Source organism: Leptotrichia buccalis C-1013-b, from assembly GCF_000023905.1.
Classification (GTDB): domain Bacteria; phylum Fusobacteriota; class Fusobacteriia; order Fusobacteriales; family Leptotrichiaceae; genus Leptotrichia; species Leptotrichia buccalis.
On record NC_013192.1, the window covers coordinates 1241442 to 1260410 of the forward strand.

Consider the following 18969-nt stretch of genomic DNA (forward strand, 5'->3'; position numbering starts at 1 on the left):
TACATATAGTTATCGAATGGCCTATTATATATTTTACCTTGAAAAATTGGGTAAATCAATTAAAAATTCTTGTATTCAGGAATCCATTTTGTATTTTTTATTGCTTCTTTTAAATCGCTTATGGGTTCTGTATTTAATTTTTGATCTAGTACGCTTTGTCCAACTGCCAGTGCCACAGTTTCAGAAAATTCTGTCAGTTTTGATACTGGAGGAAGTACGGCAGCTCCAGGACTTGTTGTGTCGATTATTCCACCTAGTGAATGTGCGGCCGCTGAGATTATTTTGTCGTTTACGAGCCTTGATTTTGTTGCGATAATTCCAAGTCCCAACCCAGGATAGATTAAAGCATTGTTTGCTTGCCCAATTTCGTATGTGATTCCATTGAGTTCTATTGGATCTGATGGGATACCTGTTGCAACGAGAGCTTTTCCGTCTGTCCATTCAATAAGATCTTTTGCATTGGCTTCTGCTAGTTTTGTTGGGTTGCTAAGTGGGAAAATTATTGGTCTTGCAGTGTGTTTTGCCATTTCCTGAACTATTTCTTTTGTAAAAGCCTTTGGCACTGTGGAAGTTCCAACAAGTATAGTTGGTTTCACGGATTTTACAGTGGCTTCCAAAGTAGTTAATTCATTTGCATTTGTAAATTCGCTACGTTTTCTTGCAAAAGGAATTTGTTCTGGAGTTAGTCCTTCTGTGTCTTCAAATAATAAGCCTTGTCTGTCAACTAGATAAAATCGTTTTTTTGCTTCTTCTTCAGAAAGTCCCTGCTCTACCATTTCATTGAAAATTCTTCTGGCAATTCCAGCTCCCGCAGTTCCTGCTCCAAAACACATATAAATCTGGTCAGTAAGCTTTTCGCCTGAAATTTTTAATGCTCCTAAGATTCCAGCTAAAGTGATAATTCCAGTTCCTTGTATATCGTCGTTAAAAGTTGCGATTTCATTTTCATATTTATTTAAAATATTTGCCGCATTCAATCTTCCAAAGTCTTCCCAGTGAAGATATAAATTTGGGAAAAGTTTTTCAGCTGTTTTTACAAATTTTTCTATAAAATTATAATATTTATCTCCTCGAACTCTCTCAAATCTATTTCCTAGATACAAGTCGTTTTCTAGTAGTTCTTTTCTATTTGTTCCAGCATCAATTACAACTGGCAAGACAGTAGCGGGATCAATTCCAGCAGCAGCAGTGTAAACCATCAGTTTTCCAACTGAAATGTCAACTCCGTTAGTTCCCCAGTCACCAATTCCAAGGATTCCTTCTGCATCAGTAACGACAATCAAACGGATTTTTCTATTGTCAGCAGCATTTTTTAAAATAGTTTCTATGTTTTCTGGTTCTTTTACTGACAAATAAGCCGCATTTTGAGGATTTACAAATAATTCACTGTAATTTTCTATGCTTTCTGCAATTACAGGATCGTAAACAATTGGCATAAATTCAACTACATGTTTGCTAAATAAATAATAAAATAATGTTCTATTTGTATTAAAAATTTCCATTAAGAAATGTCTTTTTTCAATTAACTTGTCTTTTTTTAGAAATTGCCCATAAACCTGCTTTGCCTGTTCATCTATAGTCTGAACATATGGAGGCAGAAGCCCTAATAGTCCATATTCCTCTCTTTCCTTTTTTGTAAAAGCTGTACCTTTGTTAAGGAATGGATTGTTCAAAATTTCATAGCCTAATTTCATAAATAATCACCTCTAAATAATATTTTAAATTTATTTTTACAATAAGCTTGATAAAATAAGTATAGCACTGAAATGTGAGAAAATCAATTTGTTTGTAGTGAATACAGTTTGATTTTTTATTGACAAATTTTGATTGATATGTTATTATTAATAACATTATAAGTAATTATAAAGAAAAAAAACCTTGTATATTTAAAACAGATTATATATAATGTATTTTATATAAAAAACATATCTAAAAAAAAGGAGATGACGAAAATTGAAAAAATATATAAAGAAAAGTATATTTATAGGAATATTTTCCATTATAGGAATTATGGGAACTGGAAATAAACTTTATGCTGAACAAAATTTTCGACAATGGTATGCGGATGATAAGACTGAAAAAATTGAAACAGAATTAGAAGATGTTTATAATAATCCTTCTCATGCAACTGCTGTAAAGTATATGGTTTGGGTTGAAGTACCTGTATGGAATTTAAAAAATGGGAAAAAGGTTTCCAGTAAAGCAAGAATACAAGTATTGAATCTATTGGCAGATGAGGTTAAAGAAATATTCACAGAAATATATAATGGACCAGAAAAGTTCCCTATTAAATCAGTAGGAGGATATAATTGGCGTCCGAATGGAATCGAAAGCCTTCATAGCCTTGGGCGTGCAATAGATATAAATCCTGATGAAAATCCTCAATTGAGTCCTGATGGAGTAGTTTTGGTGGGGAAAAAATGGGAACCATATCAAAATCCTTACTCTATAACTCCTGAAGGTGATGTAGTAAGAGCATTTACAAGTAGAGGATGGGTTTGGGGAGCAAATTATACTAGACCTGATTATATGCATTTTGATTTCCCAACTAGAGTTGAATTTGAATTTATAAATTATTAAAAATACAATATAAAATTGAAAAAGGTTTTCTCAGAATAAGTAGAATACCTTTTTTTGTTTACTTCATAAATTTGAGATTATTTTCCTTGTTTGTTATAAAATATTGTGGTATACTTATTTTTATAAAAATAGAAGTTTGAAAGAAGTTTGAATTTTGGGAAATAGAGAGAAAGAAAGGAAATATTATGGAAAGAAGAAAGAAAGTTGTGTTGGGAATGTCGGGCGGAGTAGATTCTTCTGTTGCGGCGATTTTGCTTAAAGAACAGGGGTATGATGTAATTGGTGTTTTTATGAAAAACTGGGAAGAAAAGGATGAAAATGGGGTTTGTATGGCGGAAGAAGATTATAAGGATGTGATTGCTGTGGCAGAGCAATTGGGGATACCTTATTATTCAGTTAACTTTGTAAAGGAGTATTGGGATAAGGTTTTTACATATTTTCTAGATGAATATAAAAAGGGAAGAACTCCCAATCCTGATGTGATGTGTAACAAAGAGATTAAATTTCGTGCATTTCTGGATTATGCGATGAAAATTGGAGCTGATTATGTGGCGACAGGGCATTATGCGAGAATTATTCACGAAGAAAAAGATGGAGAAATGAAATCGACTATGTTAAGAGGAATTGATGATAACAAAGATCAGACATATTTTCTTTGTCAATTAAATCAGGAGCAACTGGAAAAAGTACTGTTTCCATTGGGGGAATACACAAAGCCGAAAATTCGTGAAATAGCTGAAAAATATAATTTGGCAACGGCGAAGAAAAAAGACAGTACAGGAATCTGCTTTATTGGAGAACGTGACTTTAATAAATTTTTATCACAATACTTGCCTGCAAAAGGTGGAAATATTGTAAATACACAGGGAAAAGTGCTAGGACATCATAATGGACTTATGTATTACACAATTGGACAGAGAAAAGGAATCGGAATCGGAAATACGAAGGAAGGGACTGGAGAGCCTTGGTTTGTTGTGGATAAGGATTTGGAAAAAAATGAACTGATTGTAACGCAAGGCGATAATTCAGTGCTTTATTCAAAAGGTTTAATCGCAACAGACTTTAACTTTATAAATGAAGTGCAGTTTCCGCTGGAATGTACTGTAAAATTTAGATATAGGCAAAAAGACACGAAAGCTGTAATTAGTAAACTGAATGAAAATGAATATGAAGTGATTTTTAATGAGCCGCAAAAGGCTGTAACATTGGGGCAGATTGTGGTTGCTTATGATGGTGAGGTTTGTCTTGGTGGAGGAATTATTGATAAGATTGTAAAATAGATTTTTTGTTTTATGTGATATGTGGAAATTAAATTTATGAAAAATAAAATTTATGAAGGAGGAAAATGAAAGAATTAATATTTTGCTTGAATGCTACAATGCCTGTATTTTTGCTTATGTTACTTGGCTACGTCTTTAGAAAAATTGGAGTTATAGACTTGGAATTTGCAGATAAGATGAACAGGTTTGTGTTTTTGGCACTTTTGCCTGTGCTTTTGTTTAAGGAATTGTCATTGTCTGATTTTTCGGCAATTTGGGATTTAAAATACCTGCTGTTCTGCTTTTTTGCAACATTTTTTTCAATAATGATAATGTGTGTTACCTCAGCTTTCTTAAGGGACAAATCAATTCGTGGGGAATTTATTCAGGCGGGATTTAGAAGCAGTGCAGCTTTGCTTGCCTATGCGTTTGTTCAGAATGTGTATGGAGAAGCTAAAATTGTAGCACTTATGGTAATTGGAGCAGTTCCTTTGTACAATCTTGCTTCAGTTGTAATTTTAATGCTGCTTCGTCCAAAACAAGGAAGACTTAACAGAGTAGTTTTGAAAAATACGTTAAAAGGAGTTATAAAAAATCCTTTGATATTGGGAATTTTGGCTGGAATGATTTGGGCATTGCTAAAAATTCCACAGCCAGTAATTATGAAAAAATCAATTTCAACATTTTCTGCAGCGGCAACTCCTCTTGGATTGTTAGCACTTGGGGCGAGCTTTGATGTAAAGGAAGTTTTTTCAAAAATAAGACCTGTGTTAGTGTCGTCTTCATTCAAGCTGATAATTCTTACAGCGATATTTTTACCAATAGCTATAAAACTTGGATTTAGAGATGAAAAGCTGGTTGCAGTGCTGGGAATGCTTGGAAGTCCGACAACTCCGACTTCGTTTACAATGGCAAAAGGAATGGGACATAATGGGGCATTAACTTCTGGAACTGTTATGGTTACGACAATTGTTAGTATTTTTACATTGACGGGATGGCTGTATATATTGAAAATTACAGGATTAATGTAAATTTTTTGTTTATCATAGATTGTATAATAATTTAAATGATTTGGAGATAAAATTATGAAATTGAAGAAATATATTTTAATTGGCTTAATGGCTGTATTAGTCGTTGCAGCTTGCGGGAAAAAGGAAAATAATAAAAATAATGGAAAAGCAAAAACTTTGAATATGAAAAAAGAAATTTCAACTGAAGAAATTAAAAAATATAATGAATATTTAAAGATAAGTAATGAACCGAATTCTGAAGAATGGAATTCATTTTTTAAAGAAATAAAAAAAGAGGAATTTTTGGATACAAATGGCGAAATAAAAAATGTTTCAAATAAAGCCATGTCCATTGAAACTCTCGATCATTCAATTAATTTGATTGGAGAGTATATAAGAGAAATTTCAGATATAATGCAGGAATCACCAAAGATAGAAGCGATTGATAAAAATGCTGAAAATTTAATAAATTCTTTGGTGGAAGAACAGAAAGTGCTGACAGAAATTGATGATTATTTTGAAAAAGGTGACTATAAGAAAGACAGGCTGGAAAGAGTTCAGGAATTGAATGATAAATATAAAGTTGTGTTGCAGAATAGACAGGAAAATAATAAAATTTTTTCCAATTCACTGCGTGAACTGGCTCAAGCTATTAACAAAAAAATGGAAGAAAAATTGAAAAAAGATAAAAAAATCACAAAATTAAATATTTTAAAATTTATAACTTCGGTTAATGAATTTGGAGAAACAGCTTTTGGGAAAAATAATTTGAATTTTGATGAATATGAGTTGACAAAATTAGAAAAGGCAAGTGCTAAAGTAAAGAAAGAATACAGAGCTATATCCGAAATGACATTAGAAAATGCTAAAAAAGAAAATATAACTGAAGCTGACTTTAATAAAATAAAGTCAAGTTCAAAAATTTTATCTGAAAATATGGAAAAAATGGTATCAGGAATAAAAACTCAAAATATTCAAGTAGTGGTTATGAGTGCAAGCAATATTTTAAATGCACAAACTGATTTGGAAAGTGTATATAATTTTCTAATTTTACAGAAGTAATAATTATAAATGAGATAAGAAAAAATGCTTATCTCATATTTTTATATATTTTTTATTATTAATAAAATATATCAAATCATATAAAACTTATATATTTAAGTTATTGACAAAAGATATATAAAAATGTTATAGTAAAATTAAATATTTCACATACTTTTAAAATAATTTAAAATTAAATTCAAAGGTTATACAATATTAATTTTGAGAAATTTATAGATAACTTGAAATTAAATACAAAAAATGATAATATTTATTATAAAAAATAAATAAAAATTTAAAAATTTGGAGGAAAAAACAATGAAAAAAATGTTATTATTAATGATTTTAGCATTAAGTGTTTTTATGTGCAGTGTTCAAAAGGAGGAAAAAAAGGAAGAGAAAAATGCTGATGGAATTCCTAAAAAAATTGTAGTTGGGCTGGATGATTCGTTTGTTCCGATGGGGTTTAAGAATGAAAAAGGTGAGATTGTAGGGTTTGATATTGATTTGGCTAGGGCGGTTGCTCAAAAATTAGGTGCTGAAGTTGAATTTAAGCCAATAAATTGGGATTCTAAGATACTCGATTTGAATGGTGGGAATATTGATTTGATTTGGAATGGGCTTACTATAACTGAGGAAAGAAAAAAAGAAACTGAAATGACAAAACCTTACTTTACAAGTCACCAGCTTATAGTAGTTAAGGCAGGTTCAAGTATTAATGCAAAAGCTGATTTGGCAGGAAAAAATATTGGAAGTCAAACTGAAAGCAGTGGAGAAGAAGCTGTGAAAAAATCAGGAGATGACAAGAAATTCAAGGAATTTAAAACATATGCTCAATATGATCAGGCATTTATGGATCTTGACGCAGGGAGAGTTGATGCAATTATAGCTGATGAAGTATTGGCAAAATATACTAAAAAAACAAAAGAAACTCAGGCTAAAAAAGAACTGTATAAAATCTTGAATGACAATTATGGTGAAGAAGAATATGGGATTGCAGCAAAAAAAGGGAATATAAAATTAGTTGAAGCTATAAATAAAGCTATTGAGGAATTGAAGGCAGACGGGACATATCAAAAAATTTATTCGAAATGGTTTAAAGATTAATGGGTAAGTGGGTACCAATATTTATAGAACTGGTAAAAACTTTACCAAATATAGCGGTATTATATGTATTCACGATTTTATTTTCCATCCCGTTAGGAATTTTAGGAGCGTTGGCATATACAGGTAAAAATAAGATAATAAAATTCATTATTTCAGTTTATACATGGGTTTTTCGTGGAACTCCCTTAATGCTGCAATTAATGGTTGTTTATTATGGAATACCGTTAATGAATTTTGGTGGCTATAAAATAGTTCTTGCACCGTACACGGCAGCCACAATTACATTTATCATAAATTATGCCGCATATCTTGTGGAAATTATGAGAAGTGGAATTGAAAGCATTGACAAAGGACAGCATGAAGTGGCAAAAGTACTAGGTTACAGTTATTGGCAAAAAATAATATACGTTATTTTACCGCAGGCAATAAGAAGAGTACTGCCAACATTGGGAAATGAGGCAATTACTCTTATAAAGGATACTTCCCTCGTATATGTTCTTGCTGTTACAGAAGTAATGAAACGTACAAAGGAACTGGCAAATATTTATTACAATGTTACTCCATATATTTGTGCAATTATTATTTATCTAGTATTAAGTTTTGCTGTTGACAGGCTATTTAAGAGTATTGAAAAAAGAAATAAAATTAGGATTTAAAATTTCTGATTTGTAAATAGTTTTATTAAAATATAAAAAACTGGGAGATAAATTGTGGAAAGTGAAAAAATAATTGAATTAAAAAATTTAAAAAAACAATATGGCGACAATGTAGTTTTAAAAAATATTAACTTGCATGTTGACAGAGGTGAGGTAGTTTCTATAATAGGGCCTTCTGGAAGTGGGAAATCGACAATTTTACGCTGTATCGTTGACTTGGAAAGTATAACGTCAGGAGAAGTGTTAATTGAGGGCAATAATTTGACGGATAAAAATGTTGATAAAAAAATAAAAAAGGAAATGCTGTTAAAGACAGGAATGGTTTTTCAGACATTTAATTTATTTCCTCATATGTCAGTCAGAAATAATATAGTCAGAACTTTAAAACTTGTAAAAAAAATGGCGACAACGGAAGCTGAAAATACTGCAAAAAAAATGCTGGATTTAGTTGGACTTTCTGATAAAATCAACAGTTTTCCAAATGAACTTTCAGGTGGACAGAAGCAGCGTGTGGCAATAGCAAGGGCATTAGCATTACAGCCAGATATTATGCTTTTTGATGAACCAACATCAGCACTTGATCCTGAACTAGTAAAGGAAGTTTTGGATATAATAAGAAAACTTAAAAAACAAAAAATTACAATGCTGATTGTAAGCCATGAAATGAATTTTGTCCGTGAAATTTCGGATAGAATAGTTGTTATGGAAAAAGGTGAAATACTGGAAATAGGAACTTCACAGCAAATCTTTGAAAATCCATTTTCTGAAAGAGTAAGAGAATTTTTAAATACAACGAACTAGAAAATAGAATAAAATTAATTTATTTAAGGGGGAACTAAAAATTCCCCTTATTAAATTATCTAGGAATATTAATTTAAATTTATAGTATAATTATTTTAAAACTAAATGTAAAGCACAAAAATAAAATTTGTAAGAAAAAATATTTTTGTTTGTTTCAAATATTTTATAAAAACTATAAATAATACTTGTATATGCAATAAAAAAGTGGTATAATATGGAAAAATTATGTTAAACTAAATTTACCTCTAAAATTTTGCTGAAATTTTGAGATAATTTGAATAAAATATTAGGAAATTAAAATTATCAATAAAAAGTTGACTTTTAAAGTAATAAATAATATAATCTTTATAAAATATACGGTATAATATCGGAAAAATTAATGAAAAAAGAGGTGAAATATGGACAGCTTTATAAAAATAAGGAATTTGATAAAAAAATATAAGGTTAATAATGGTCAGGAACTAATGGCTGTAAATAATGTGAACCTTGATGTTGAAAAAGGGGATATTTATGGAATTATGGGGCTTAGTGGAGCTGGGAAATCTACACTTATTAGGCTTCTTAACAGATTGGAAGAACCTACTTCTGGAGAAATTTTTGTAAAACACGAGATTATTGATAAAAAAGGAGAAAGAAAACTTGGATATGAAGATCAGAACATTCTGGAGTTTGATATAAGAAAATTACGGGAATTTCGTAAAAAGACAGGAATGATCTTTCAGCATTTTAATTTGCTAAATTCTAGAAATGTTGCCGATAATGTGGCTTTTCCGCTGGAAATTTCAGGATGGAAAAAAAGAGATATTAGTAGAAGAGTTGATGAATTGCTAGAAATTGTAGGTCTTTTGGATAAAAAAAATAATTATCCTGAACAGTTATCAGGAGGGCAGAAACAACGTGTAGCAATAGCACGTGCCTTGGCAAATAATCCAGAATTATTATTATCAGATGAAGCAACATCCGCACTTGATCCAAGAACTACCAATTCTATTTTGGAATTATTAAAGGATATAAATAAAAAATTTGGAATAACGATTATATTAATTACCCATCAGATGGAAGTTATAAAGAAAATTTGCAATAAAGCAGCGATTATGTCAGATGGGGAAATTATAGAAAAAGGAGAGACAAAAGAAATATTCTTAAATCCTAAAACAGATTTGGCAAAAGAATTTGTGGCAAATATTTCACACGAAGAATTTAGAACAGAAGAGGAAGTAAAACATCGTGAAGAAAATAACGGCAAATTAAGATTAAGATTGAAGTATAATGAAGGACAGGTAAATGAAGCTTATATTACTCAGATAATTCGTAAATATGACGTTGAAGTAAATATTTTAGGTGGATTTGTTGACAAAGTGGGAGATATTATTGTAGGAAACTTGCTAATTGAAATTTCAGTAAATGAAGAAAAATCTAAGGAAATTATTGAATGGCTAAGTGAAAATAAAATAGATTTGGAGGTGTTATAATGAAATTTGACTGGGTAAAATTTTTACAATTTCAAACTATAGTTCAACCTTTATGGGAAACCATATATATGGTTTTTATTTCTACAATTATAGCTTTAATTATCGGACTTCCAATAGGTATCTTACTTACCATATCCGACACAAAAGGAGTGAAACCTAACAAAACTTTACATAAAATATTAGATATAGTTATTGTAAATGTTACAAGATCCATTCCATTTATAATTTTGATAGTTTTATTAATACCCCTTTCAAAATTATTGTTTAAATATTCATTTGGAAGCACTTCGTTTATTGTACCGCTTTCATTAGGATCTGCACCGTTTGTAGCAAGAGTTATTGAAGGAGCTTTAAAAGAAGTTGATGAAGGGCTTATTGAAGCTTCAAAATCAATGGGAGCAAAAACTTCTGAAATTATTTTTAAAGTTATGATTCCAGAAGCAATGCCTGCTCTTGTACATGGAATGACATTGACTTTAATTAGTTTGATTGGATATTCTGCGATGGCTGGAACAATTGGCGGTGGCGGACTTGGAAATGCCGCTGTAATGGATGGTTTTCAAAGAAATAATATGGAGCTGATGTGGCAGGCAACAATTGTTACAATTATTTTAGTTCAAATTATTCAATTTGTTGGAGATAAAATTGTAAAAGCCTTGCTTAATAAGAGAAAAAGAACGTAAACGTAAATTAGTTTATAAAATAAATTATAAATAAAAATTAAATTTAGGAGGGAACTATGAAAAGAGTACTGACATTATTGTCATTAGTATTAGTGGTGGCATTATTTATTGTATCTTGTGGAAATAAGGGGAAGGAGTTAATTGTTGGAGCATCACCTGTTCCGCACGCTGATTTATTGAATCTTGTTAAAGATGATTTGAAAAAGGAAGGAATTGAGTTAAAAGTAGTTCAGTATACTGACTATATTTTACCAAATAAGGCACTTGCTGATAAAAGTATAAATGCAAACTTTTTCCAGCATGCTCCATATATGGAAGATTTTGGTAAGAAAAACAATATAGAAATGGTAGGAGTTGGAAATATTCATTTGGAGCCAATGGCTTTGTATTCTAAAAAGATAAAAAATATTAACGACTTGAAAAGTGGAGATACTTTAATTATTCCTAATGATCCAACAAATGGAGGACGTGCATTAATCTTACTTGACAAAGCTGGGATTATAAAGTTAAAGGATAATAAAAATCTGGCAGCAACAACAGCAGATATTGCTCAAAATCCTAAAAACTTAAAAATCATAACAATGTCAAATGAACAAATTGCACCAAGATTAGGTGAAGTTGCAGGTGCGATTATAAATTCAAACTTTGCAATTGATGCAGGAATAACAAAAAATGAAATTATCTTGATTGAAGGTAAGGATTCGCCATATGTAAATATTGTTACAGTTTTAAAAGAAAATCAAAATGACGAAAGAGTTAAAAAGTTAGTAAAAGCGTTACAAAGTGAAAAAGTTAAAAAATATATTGAAGAAAAATATCAAGGTAGAGTAATTCCTGCATTCTAATCATAAAAAAATAGCTTTGAAATTTTATTTTAAGTTTTAAGGCTATTTTTTAATAAAATTTATTATAATTTATTTTTTTTCATAAATTTTTAGATTTTTTGATTAAACTTCTTGAAATAAATTTGAGAAAAATGTATAATAAGAGAAATGTGATAATAGCATAATCAAAAATTTAATTATACACTTAACTTTTAATTTTTTTTGAATTAAACAAATCTAGAGATTGGGTAGAATAATTACAAGAATATTATTACATAAAAATGAAAGGAGAATATTTCTTTAAATTCAAAGAAATTTTAAGAATATGAAAAAATTAGTTATAATTTCACTATTTTTAGCAAGTATTAATTTAATTTATGCAGAAAATACTTCTGTACCAACAACTGTAGCATTAAAAAAAGATAATAGAAAATCAGGAAATGCTGCAACGACGGTAACACCGCCAGCAACAACAGAGAAAAAAAATCCAAGGGCATCTGAAAGACGTTCAGATTTTTGGGATTTTTATGAAAGAAAGCAGTCAGAACTTTTAAAAGAAAATGATAAGGACTTGTTTACTAATACAAGTAAAGATGTTGACGCACAAGAGGATTTTTATACATATGTAAATGAAAAATGGGAAAAAAATACAAAAATTCCTGATACTAAACCAGCTTGGGGTTCTTTTTATGAACTGAATGAAAAAAATCAGGATTTTTTACGTAATTTAATAAAAGAATTAAAAGAAAAACCTGCAAAATCATTAACTGCCGACGAACAGAAAGTTATAACACTTTATGACAGTTATCATGATATAGAAAAGAGAAATAAAGAAGGATTGGAGCCTTTAAAAAAAGATTTGGATAAAATTAATGCAATACAAAATATTGATGATTTGAAAAAATATAATATAGAAGTGACAAAAGTTGGGAATTCTGAATTTTATGGATGGGGAATTGGAACAGATTTAAATAATTCTAAAAATAATGCAATATATTTAGGAAGTGCAGGAATTGGATTATCAAGAGATTATTTTCAAAAAAACACTAAAGAAAATAAAGCTATATTAGATGAATATACAAAATATGTAAGTGATATGCTAAAATATTTAGGAGAAACAAATACTCTTGAAAAAGCTAAAAAAATAGTTGCATTTGAAAAAGAAATCGCAGAAACTTTGTTAACAAATGAGGAACGTCATGATGTGACAAAATATAATAATCCAATAGCAGTCAGTGAATTAGGAACATTATCAAAAAACGTTGATTTAGCTGATTATTTAAAACAATTAAATGTAAAAACTGATAAAGTAATCATATCAGAATTAAATTATTATAAAAATTTAGATAAATTTGTAAATAATGGAAATATTGACACAATTAAAGAATATATGAAATATAATTTAATAAAATCAGCAGCTAGTGTTTTAACTGATGATTTAGGAAAACGAAGCTATGAATTTTATGGAAAATATTTAAGTGGTCAAAAAGAAAGAGAGACACTCGAAAAAAGAGCACTTGACTTTACAGATGGAGCTTTGGGAGAAATAATAGGAAAAATTTATGTTCAAAGAAATTTTTCGCCTGAAGCTAAAAAGAATACACAAAAAATGGTTGAGTATATAAAAAAAGCAATGAAAAACAGAATTGAAAAATTAGATTGGATGACTAATGCAACTAAGAAAAAAGCACTTGAAAAATTGGCAAAAGTAAATGTAAAAATTGGATATCCTGATAAATGGAGAGATTACAGCAAGATGGTAATTTCAAGCAACGATACGCTTTACGATCAAATGAAAAATATTAGTGTATGGGCATATAATGAAGAATTTAAGAAAATAGGAAAGCCTGTGGATAAAACAGAATGGCATATGTATCCGCATACAATAAATGCTTATTATTCTCCAACAGAAAACGAGATTGTATTTCCAGCTGGAATTTTACAATTCCCTTTCTATGATTTTAATAAATCGGAAGTAGCAAGCAATTTTGGAGCTATAGGAACGATTATTGGTCATGAGCTTACACATGCATTTGATGTGTCAGGTGCTTCATATGATGGAGATGGAAATGTAAAAAACTGGTGGACAGACGAAGATAAAAAAAGTTTTGATGAAGTAACTAAAAAATTAGAAAATCAGTATTCAAAATATACAGTTGACGGTGGAATACATCTTAACGGAAAATATACTTTAACAGAAAATATTGCTGACTTAGGTGGAGTAAATATTGCCTATGACGCATTACAGCTTTATTTAAAAGACAATCCAAATGCTACAAAAGTATATCCAAATATATCAAGTAAAATATTTTTTATGAACTATGCGAGAATGTGGCGACAAAAATCGACTCCAGAATTTTTAAGAAATCTAGCAAAATCTGATTCTCATTCGCCAAATTATTTCCGTGTAAATGGAGTATTACAAAATGTAGATGCGTTCCATAAAATATTTGAAACAATCCCAGGAGATGGAATGTATAAAGCTCCTGAAGACAGAATAAAAATATGGTAAAATAATTGATTTTCTTTTTAAAATGGAAAAATACAAGATACAACAAAAATAAATAATTAAAATAGACTGTCTTAGCAAAAATTATAAGTTAAGACAGTCTTTTTCTTTTTTATATATTTTCATTTATATTTTCCAAAAATTCTTTTTCAAAATCTTCTTCTGTAAGCACACGAATTCCTAATTTCTCAGCTTTTTCAAGTTTACTTCCAGCTTTTTCCCCAGCAATTAAAAAATCTAGATTTTTTGAAACTACCGACAGATAATTTCCGCCTTTAGACAGAATAATATCTTTTATGTCATTTCGTTTGTATTTTTGCAGTTTTCCAGTTGCAAGGAAGTTTTTGTCTTTTATAGGATTATCTGCTATTTTTTCTAAATTAGTTTCATCAATAGCAAACTGTAATCCGATATTTTGTAAATCGGTAATAATTTTCCAATTATTTTCATCATTTAAGAAAGTATTTACAGCAACTGCTACTTTATCGCCGATTCCTTTTACAGCCAGTAAATTTTCAATTGACTGATTTTTAAGATTTTCAATATTTTTAAAAGTTTTTGTCAAAAGATTCGCATTGAATTTTCCAACAAAAGGAATTCCAAGTGCGTAGAGGACTTTTGAAAAATCACGAGTTTTACTGGATTCAATACTATTTATCAAGTTATCTACACTTTTTTGTCCCATTTTTTCCAGATTTTCAAGTTCTTCACGATATTTTTCAAGCGAATAAATATCAACTATTGTTTTTATTTTTCCTAATTCGATAAATTTTTCGACAATTTTATCGCCAAGTCCAGAAATATTCATTGCGTCACGGGAAACAAAATAGGCAATTTGGCGTTTGACTTTTTCGGGGCAAAGTGGATTATGGCATTTTAATGCGACAAGTCCTTCTTCGTGGGAAAGTTCGCTGTTGCAGACAGGACAATTTGTTGGCTCCTGAATCTCAATTTCTTTTCCAGTTCTATCATCAAATACGACATTTACAACTTGTGGAATAATTTCTGCCGCTTTTTCTACAATAACGTTATCGCCAATTTTTATATCTTTTCTGCGAATTTCATCAAAGTTGTGTAAACTTGCTCTTTTCACAACAGAACCTGATAAATTCACGGCTTCAAGTTCAGCAACAGGAGTAATTACACCAGTTCTTCCAACTTGGAAAGTTACGTCCGTTAATTTAGTTTTTACTTGTTCAGCAGGAAATTTGTAGGCAATTGCCCATCGTGGGCTTTTAGTTGTGTAGCCAAGTGTTTCGTAAAGTGCAAAATTATTTACTTTTATAACAAGGCCGTCTGTTTCATAATCGAGTGTTTTTCGTTTATCGTGCCATTTGTCAATAGATTTTTCCAATTCTGTGAAATCAGTATATTTTTCAAATACTCCTGTAGTTTGAAACCCAAGATTTTTTATGTATTCAATGCTTTCCAAATGAGTATTTATCCCATAATTTTCAGCATTTACCAAATAATAAAGATAACAGTCAAGTCCTCGATCTGCAACAATTGTTTTATCTAGCTGCCTGATTGTTCCAGATGCTGCATTTCTTGGATTTGCAAAAACATCTTCACCATCATCTTCACGCTCTTGATTTATTCGATTGAAATTTGATATTGGCAAAATAATTTCTCCACGAACTTCCAATGAAACTGGATCTTTCAATTTTTTAGGAATACTTGAAATTTCCCTAATGTTTTCTGTAACGTCTTCCCCAATTTGCCCATCTCCTCTTGTAACAGCCTGAACAAGCTCTCCATTTTCATAAATCAGGCTTATGCTAAGCCCATCCAATTTGAGTTCCAAAATATATTCCAAATTTTCATCATTATTTTTATTTTCATCAATTTGAGATAAAATAATTTTTTTCACTCGTTTGTCAAAATCTTCAATTTCAGAAATATTATAAGTATTTGATAAACTAAGCATTGGCGTTCGATGCCGCACTTTTGAAAATTTTTCACTCGCAGTCCCTCCAATTTTTTTAGTAGGCGAGTTTTCACTATTTTCCAGCAATTCAGGATATTCCTGTTCAAGCTGTTTTAATTCACGCATTAAAGCGTCGTATTCCATATCAGAAATAATAGGATTATCTTCGTTATAATAAAGATTATTGTGATATTCAATTTCATTTCTTAATTTTTTATATTTTTCTTGAATTTTAGAAAAATTGATATTTTTTTCATTATTAATATTTTGTTTTTTGTTGTTTTCGTCTTGATTAAATAGATTCACTGTTGCTCCTTTTATAAAAATTTGTTTTGTAAATTATATCATTTTTTTTAAAATATTTGTAGATAAAAAAACTGTCTCATAAAAATATAATTTAAATATAGTTTATGAAACAGTTTAATTGATTATTAAGTATAAGATTATGTGTTATAAAACTTAGTATAATAATTTTTTTATTTTTTATAATTTGTCATGAATAAATAATATTGTTGAATAATGTGTGAAATGATATGTGTGACTAATTGTTGTTAATTATTTATTTTTTGCTTTTATGTTTGATCTAGTATTTTTTATTTTTACGTTTGAATTCTGATAATGCGGCATTACATCTTGTATATGCTTCTCCTATATAAAAATCTGCCAAATCTTCATATGTTTCTTCATCAATATCTTTACTTCTAGGTAATAATTTTACTGTTACCCGTCCTCCATTTATGAAAGAAATATCACTAAAGTATTTATTATTTTCTCGTCTTATATAGTCTTCCACGTCTCTTGCACCTAAATTGTATGCTTCACTTAGACATTTACCTAATCCTTTATTAACAGCAGCTTGTGCTTGTCTATAACTAGCTTCAAGAGTTGCTTGTGTACCGCTAAATCCAATAGATGAAACAGCTAGGAATGTTGAAATTAAAATTAATGGTTTAAACCTTTTTAACATAATAAACTCCTCCTTTTTATACTAAGTTTTATTATTGATTATTTCGTACCAATAATATTGTACTATAGAATTTTCAAAAGTCAATATAATTGCTAAAAAATTTATATATTTTGATTTACAATGTATCTTCATATTTTTTTATTTTAACTACATTGTATTTTAACTACATTGTATTTTTGAAATATGTGTGCTAATATGAATTGTGAAAAATATTTTTTTAGTGAGCTAAAGAAAGAATGTAAAGTCACACTAAAGCAAATTGAAGAGAAAGAGTATGTTTTTGTACTTAAAAATGCAGGAATTGAGGATATTTTAAAAATTGGAGTTGCATTTTTTGGGAAAAATGTGGAAAGTGAAAGAAGGATCGGTAACTGTGAAAGATGACAATAATATGGAAATTTTTGATATTGAAATTATTAATAATAGAAAAATAGAGAAAAATAAGTTATTTTTATTAGAATTTGAAGATGAAATTAAATTAAAAATAGAAATTGAAAGAACAATATATTCTTCAAAAAGTGATAATATCTTTGATTCTGTTGTAGAATTACGAAAAAAATTAGAATTAAATAAGATTTATTTACTTTGTAATGCTTCAGCTATTAATGTTTATCCTTCTGTAATGCAAAAAGAATTTGGAGGGACAAAGGCGTATAAATTACAAATGGGAAAACAAGCAATTTTAATAGATGTAGTAGATATTTTTGATTATGATAGTGAATTAAAAATTGGTAGTGTTAAAGAGCAAGAGGAATTTTATGAAAGTTGGTTAGAAAGTTTTTAGTGAGAAATTGTTGCTTTGCGTTAGGATATATTACCAAATATGAACAAAAATAACAATACATTGTCAATACAACGAAACCATAGAGAAAGTTTAAAATGAAATTTACCAAAATAATAAAGAAATATACTTAATCCAAATAAAATATTTCAAACTAAGGAAGGGATGTAAAATGAGAATAATAAAAAGAGATAGAAATGGAGATGAAATTGCAGAAATTTTTGGTATTTATTGGGATGAAGAAAGAAATCAAACACTTTTTTTGGGTATGACAGATAAATATAGTGGATTATATGTTTATTCAGAAAGTGAAGTTGAGATTATCAATCCAAATATAAACTTTAGAACAATTTATCTTTCTGGGCATCTTCCAGGGATATTTCATTGGGCATTAATAGAAAAAGATTTATTAGATGAGGTTATTGACGGTAATTTAGAATTAAGAAAAAAATTTTTGGACATATTACGTTCAGAGAATGTAATAGATTGGTAATTTTTATATAAAAATACTATGCTTAACTTTTCATTTTTTTATATATGGAGTATGTCTAATCAAGTAAAAAAATGGGTAGGGATAATTTTTTTATAAACTTTAATCTTATATTTTTAAAATCACAACTAAAAATAAAATTAAGATGATAATGTAATTAAATAACTATAAATTTAGGTAAAGGTAGTGGTTTAGAGATATTTAATCAACGGATTAAACAGATAAATGTTAAACAAGGAGATATTATTCATTATGGAAAAAATAAATGATCTCAATGAAGCTAAAAATTTGCTAGAAAAATATTTAGATAAAAAAATATCAGTAAACAAATTGAAAAAAAGTTATTTTATTGATGATATAAAATTTATAAAAGAAGAATTAGAAAAAGCCTATTTATTTAAAAATAAAACAAAATTAGATATTTTATTTTGGTTAATATTTACATTTGATTTGTATTCTGAGGAGTTCATAAATATCTTATGTAAGATTTCAAAAGAAGAATGGCATGAAAGACATGAGGATATTGCTATTTACTTCATGGAAATGGAGTTACCGTCTACGGTAGAATGTCTTTATGAATTAGCAATTTCAGATTTTGAGAAATATCGTGATGACGAATACTGTCAATTAGTTGAAAAATGTTGCTATGCTTTAGGAGCAATAGGGACGGAAGAGGCAAAAGAAAAACTTAAATTATTAGATAAAAGTGATAAAGACATTATACAAGAACATGTTGCAGATACATTTGAAATGTATAAATTATCTTAATATGGAAGGAGAAATTGCACTCAAGGTAATGTTGTTAAAGATAAATATCCTGATATGCCAATGCCGAAAAAAGTCCTGGCAGGGGATATAAATT

At 29.1% G+C, this 18969-nt stretch carries 18 protein-coding genes; 15 read left to right on the plus strand and 3 right to left on the minus strand.

What is annotated here, in order from left to right; all coding sequences use genetic code 11:
* Positions 1–59: 59 nt before the first annotated feature.
* The gene (locus tag LEBU_RS05725) at positions 60–1694 is read right to left on the minus strand and encodes a malolactic enzyme (RefSeq protein WP_015769394.1); all 1635 of its coding nucleotides are present in this window, start codon (positions 1692–1694) and stop codon (positions 60–62) included.
* Positions 1695–1953: 259 nt separating this feature from the next.
* Between LEBU_RS05725 and LEBU_RS05730 the strand changes: the two genes are divergently transcribed.
* The 11 genes from LEBU_RS05730 to LEBU_RS05780 all read left to right on the plus strand — a co-directional run bounded on the left by LEBU_RS05730 (position 1954) and on the right by LEBU_RS05780 (position 13945).
* Entirely contained in the window at positions 1954–2580 is a 627-nt protein-coding gene (locus LEBU_RS05730; RefSeq protein WP_015769395.1) for a M15 family metallopeptidase, read from the plus strand.
* Between the two features lie 185 nt (positions 2581–2765).
* Positions 2766–3860 carry a tRNA 2-thiouridine(34) synthase MnmA gene (mnmA, locus tag LEBU_RS05735; RefSeq protein ID WP_015769396.1) on the plus strand — a complete coding sequence of 365 codons (1095 nt, stop codon included), beginning with the start codon at positions 2766–2768 and terminating at the stop codon, positions 3858–3860.
* Positions 3861–3925: 65 nt separating this feature from the next.
* Positions 3926–4870: an AEC family transporter gene (locus LEBU_RS05740; RefSeq protein ID WP_015769397.1), complete on the plus strand. Its 945-nt coding sequence runs from the start codon at positions 3926–3928 to the stop codon at positions 4868–4870.
* Between the two features lie 54 nt (positions 4871–4924).
* Positions 4925–5911, plus strand: a complete 987-nt coding sequence (locus tag LEBU_RS05745; RefSeq protein ID WP_015769398.1) for a DUF3829 domain-containing protein — start codon at positions 4925–4927, stop codon at positions 5909–5911.
* A gap of 297 nt (positions 5912–6208) precedes the next feature.
* A complete protein-coding gene (locus LEBU_RS05750; protein WP_015769399.1) occupies positions 6209–6997 on the plus strand; it encodes an amino acid ABC transporter substrate-binding protein in 789 nt (262 codons plus the stop codon).
* Positions 6997–7653 carry an amino acid ABC transporter permease gene (locus LEBU_RS05755; RefSeq protein WP_015769400.1) on the plus strand — a complete coding sequence of 219 codons (657 nt, stop codon included), beginning with the start codon at positions 6997–6999 and terminating at the stop codon, positions 7651–7653. Before LEBU_RS05750 ends, LEBU_RS05755 begins: the two co-directional genes overlap by 1 nt.
* Before the next feature lie 69 nt (positions 7654–7722).
* Complete coding sequence (locus LEBU_RS05760; RefSeq protein WP_203415722.1) at positions 7723–8454, plus strand: amino acid ABC transporter ATP-binding protein; 732 nt, start codon at positions 7723–7725, stop codon at positions 8452–8454.
* A 398-nt stretch (positions 8455–8852) separates the two neighbouring features.
* Positions 8853–9926 (plus strand): methionine ABC transporter ATP-binding protein, encoded by a 1074-nt coding sequence (locus LEBU_RS05765; protein WP_015769402.1) that lies wholly within the window; start codon positions 8853–8855, stop codon positions 9924–9926.
* Positions 9926–10609, plus strand: coding sequence for a methionine ABC transporter permease (locus LEBU_RS05770; protein ID WP_015769403.1), 684 nt, complete (start codon positions 9926–9928; stop codon positions 10607–10609). Before LEBU_RS05765 ends, LEBU_RS05770 begins: the two co-directional genes overlap by 1 nt.
* A 56-nt stretch (positions 10610–10665) precedes the next feature.
* Entirely contained in the window at positions 10666–11454 is a 789-nt protein-coding gene (locus LEBU_RS05775) for a MetQ/NlpA family ABC transporter substrate-binding protein (RefSeq protein WP_015769404.1), read from the plus strand.
* Between the two features lie 304 nt (positions 11455–11758).
* Positions 11759–13945 (plus strand): M13 family metallopeptidase, encoded by a 2187-nt coding sequence (locus LEBU_RS05780; protein WP_015769405.1) that lies wholly within the window; start codon positions 11759–11761, stop codon positions 13943–13945.
* A gap of 109 nt (positions 13946–14054) precedes the next feature.
* Here LEBU_RS05780 and ligA read toward each other — a convergent pair whose 3' ends face one another.
* Together ligA and LEBU_RS05790 are read right to left on the minus strand one after the other, a co-directional pair.
* Entirely contained in the window at positions 14055–16175 is a 2121-nt protein-coding gene (gene ligA / locus LEBU_RS05785) for an NAD-dependent DNA ligase LigA (RefSeq protein WP_015769406.1), read from the minus strand.
* Between the two features lie 277 nt (positions 16176–16452).
* Positions 16453–16836, minus strand: a complete 384-nt coding sequence (locus LEBU_RS05790; protein ID WP_015769407.1) for a hypothetical protein — start codon at positions 16834–16836, stop codon at positions 16453–16455.
* A 195-nt stretch (positions 16837–17031) separates the two neighbouring features.
* On the opposite strand from LEBU_RS05790, the gene LEBU_RS05795 reads away from it, so the two are divergent.
* From LEBU_RS05795 to LEBU_RS05810, 4 genes are all read left to right on the plus strand, one after another.
* Positions 17032–17220 (plus strand): hypothetical protein, encoded by a 189-nt coding sequence (locus LEBU_RS05795; protein ID WP_041760571.1) that lies wholly within the window; start codon positions 17032–17034, stop codon positions 17218–17220.
* Positions 17189–17620 (plus strand): hypothetical protein, encoded by a 432-nt coding sequence (locus LEBU_RS05800; RefSeq protein WP_238974464.1) that lies wholly within the window; start codon positions 17189–17191, stop codon positions 17618–17620. The genes LEBU_RS05795 and LEBU_RS05800 overlap by 32 nt, the downstream gene beginning before the upstream one ends.
* A 169-nt stretch (positions 17621–17789) precedes the next feature.
* The gene (locus tag LEBU_RS05805) at positions 17790–18110 is read left to right on the plus strand and encodes a hypothetical protein (RefSeq protein ID WP_015769409.1); all 321 of its coding nucleotides are present in this window, start codon (positions 17790–17792) and stop codon (positions 18108–18110) included.
* A gap of 249 nt (positions 18111–18359) precedes the next feature.
* Positions 18360–18875, plus strand: coding sequence for a hypothetical protein (locus LEBU_RS05810; RefSeq protein WP_015769410.1), 516 nt, complete (start codon positions 18360–18362; stop codon positions 18873–18875).
* Positions 18876–18969: the final 94 nt, after the last annotated feature.

Coding starts and splice junctions, on each gene's coding strand:
- LEBU_RS05795 (WP_041760571.1), top strand. CDS start 17,032: ATGAATTGTGAAAAATATTTTTTTAGTGAGCTAAAGAAAGAATGTAAA.
- LEBU_RS05765 (WP_015769402.1), top strand. CDS start 8,853: ATGGACAGCTTTATAAAAATAAGGAATTTGATAAAAAAATATAAGGTT.
- LEBU_RS05810 (WP_015769410.1), top strand. CDS start 18,360: ATGGAAAAAATAAATGATCTCAATGAAGCTAAAAATTTGCTAGAAAAA.
- LEBU_RS05725 (WP_015769394.1), bottom strand. CDS start 1,694: ATGAAATTAGGCTATGAAATTTTGAACAATCCATTCCTTAACAAAGGT.
- mnmA (WP_015769396.1), top strand. CDS start 2,766: ATGGAAAGAAGAAAGAAAGTTGTGTTGGGAATGTCGGGCGGAGTAGAT.
- LEBU_RS05775 (WP_015769404.1), top strand. CDS start 10,666: ATGAAAAGAGTACTGACATTATTGTCATTAGTATTAGTGGTGGCATTA.
- LEBU_RS05755 (WP_015769400.1), top strand. CDS start 6,997: ATGGGTAAGTGGGTACCAATATTTATAGAACTGGTAAAAACTTTACCA.
- LEBU_RS05770 (WP_015769403.1), top strand. CDS start 9,926: ATGAAATTTGACTGGGTAAAATTTTTACAATTTCAAACTATAGTTCAA.
- LEBU_RS05790 (WP_015769407.1), bottom strand. CDS start 16,836: ATGTTAAAAAGGTTTAAACCATTAATTTTAATTTCAACATTCCTAGCT.
- LEBU_RS05740 (WP_015769397.1), top strand. CDS start 3,926: ATGAAAGAATTAATATTTTGCTTGAATGCTACAATGCCTGTATTTTTG.
- LEBU_RS05745 (WP_015769398.1), top strand. CDS start 4,925: ATGAAATTGAAGAAATATATTTTAATTGGCTTAATGGCTGTATTAGTC.
- LEBU_RS05805 (WP_015769409.1), top strand. CDS start 17,790: ATGAGAATAATAAAAAGAGATAGAAATGGAGATGAAATTGCAGAAATT.
- LEBU_RS05750 (WP_015769399.1), top strand. CDS start 6,209: ATGAAAAAAATGTTATTATTAATGATTTTAGCATTAAGTGTTTTTATG.
- LEBU_RS05780 (WP_015769405.1), top strand. CDS start 11,759: ATGAAAAAATTAGTTATAATTTCACTATTTTTAGCAAGTATTAATTTA.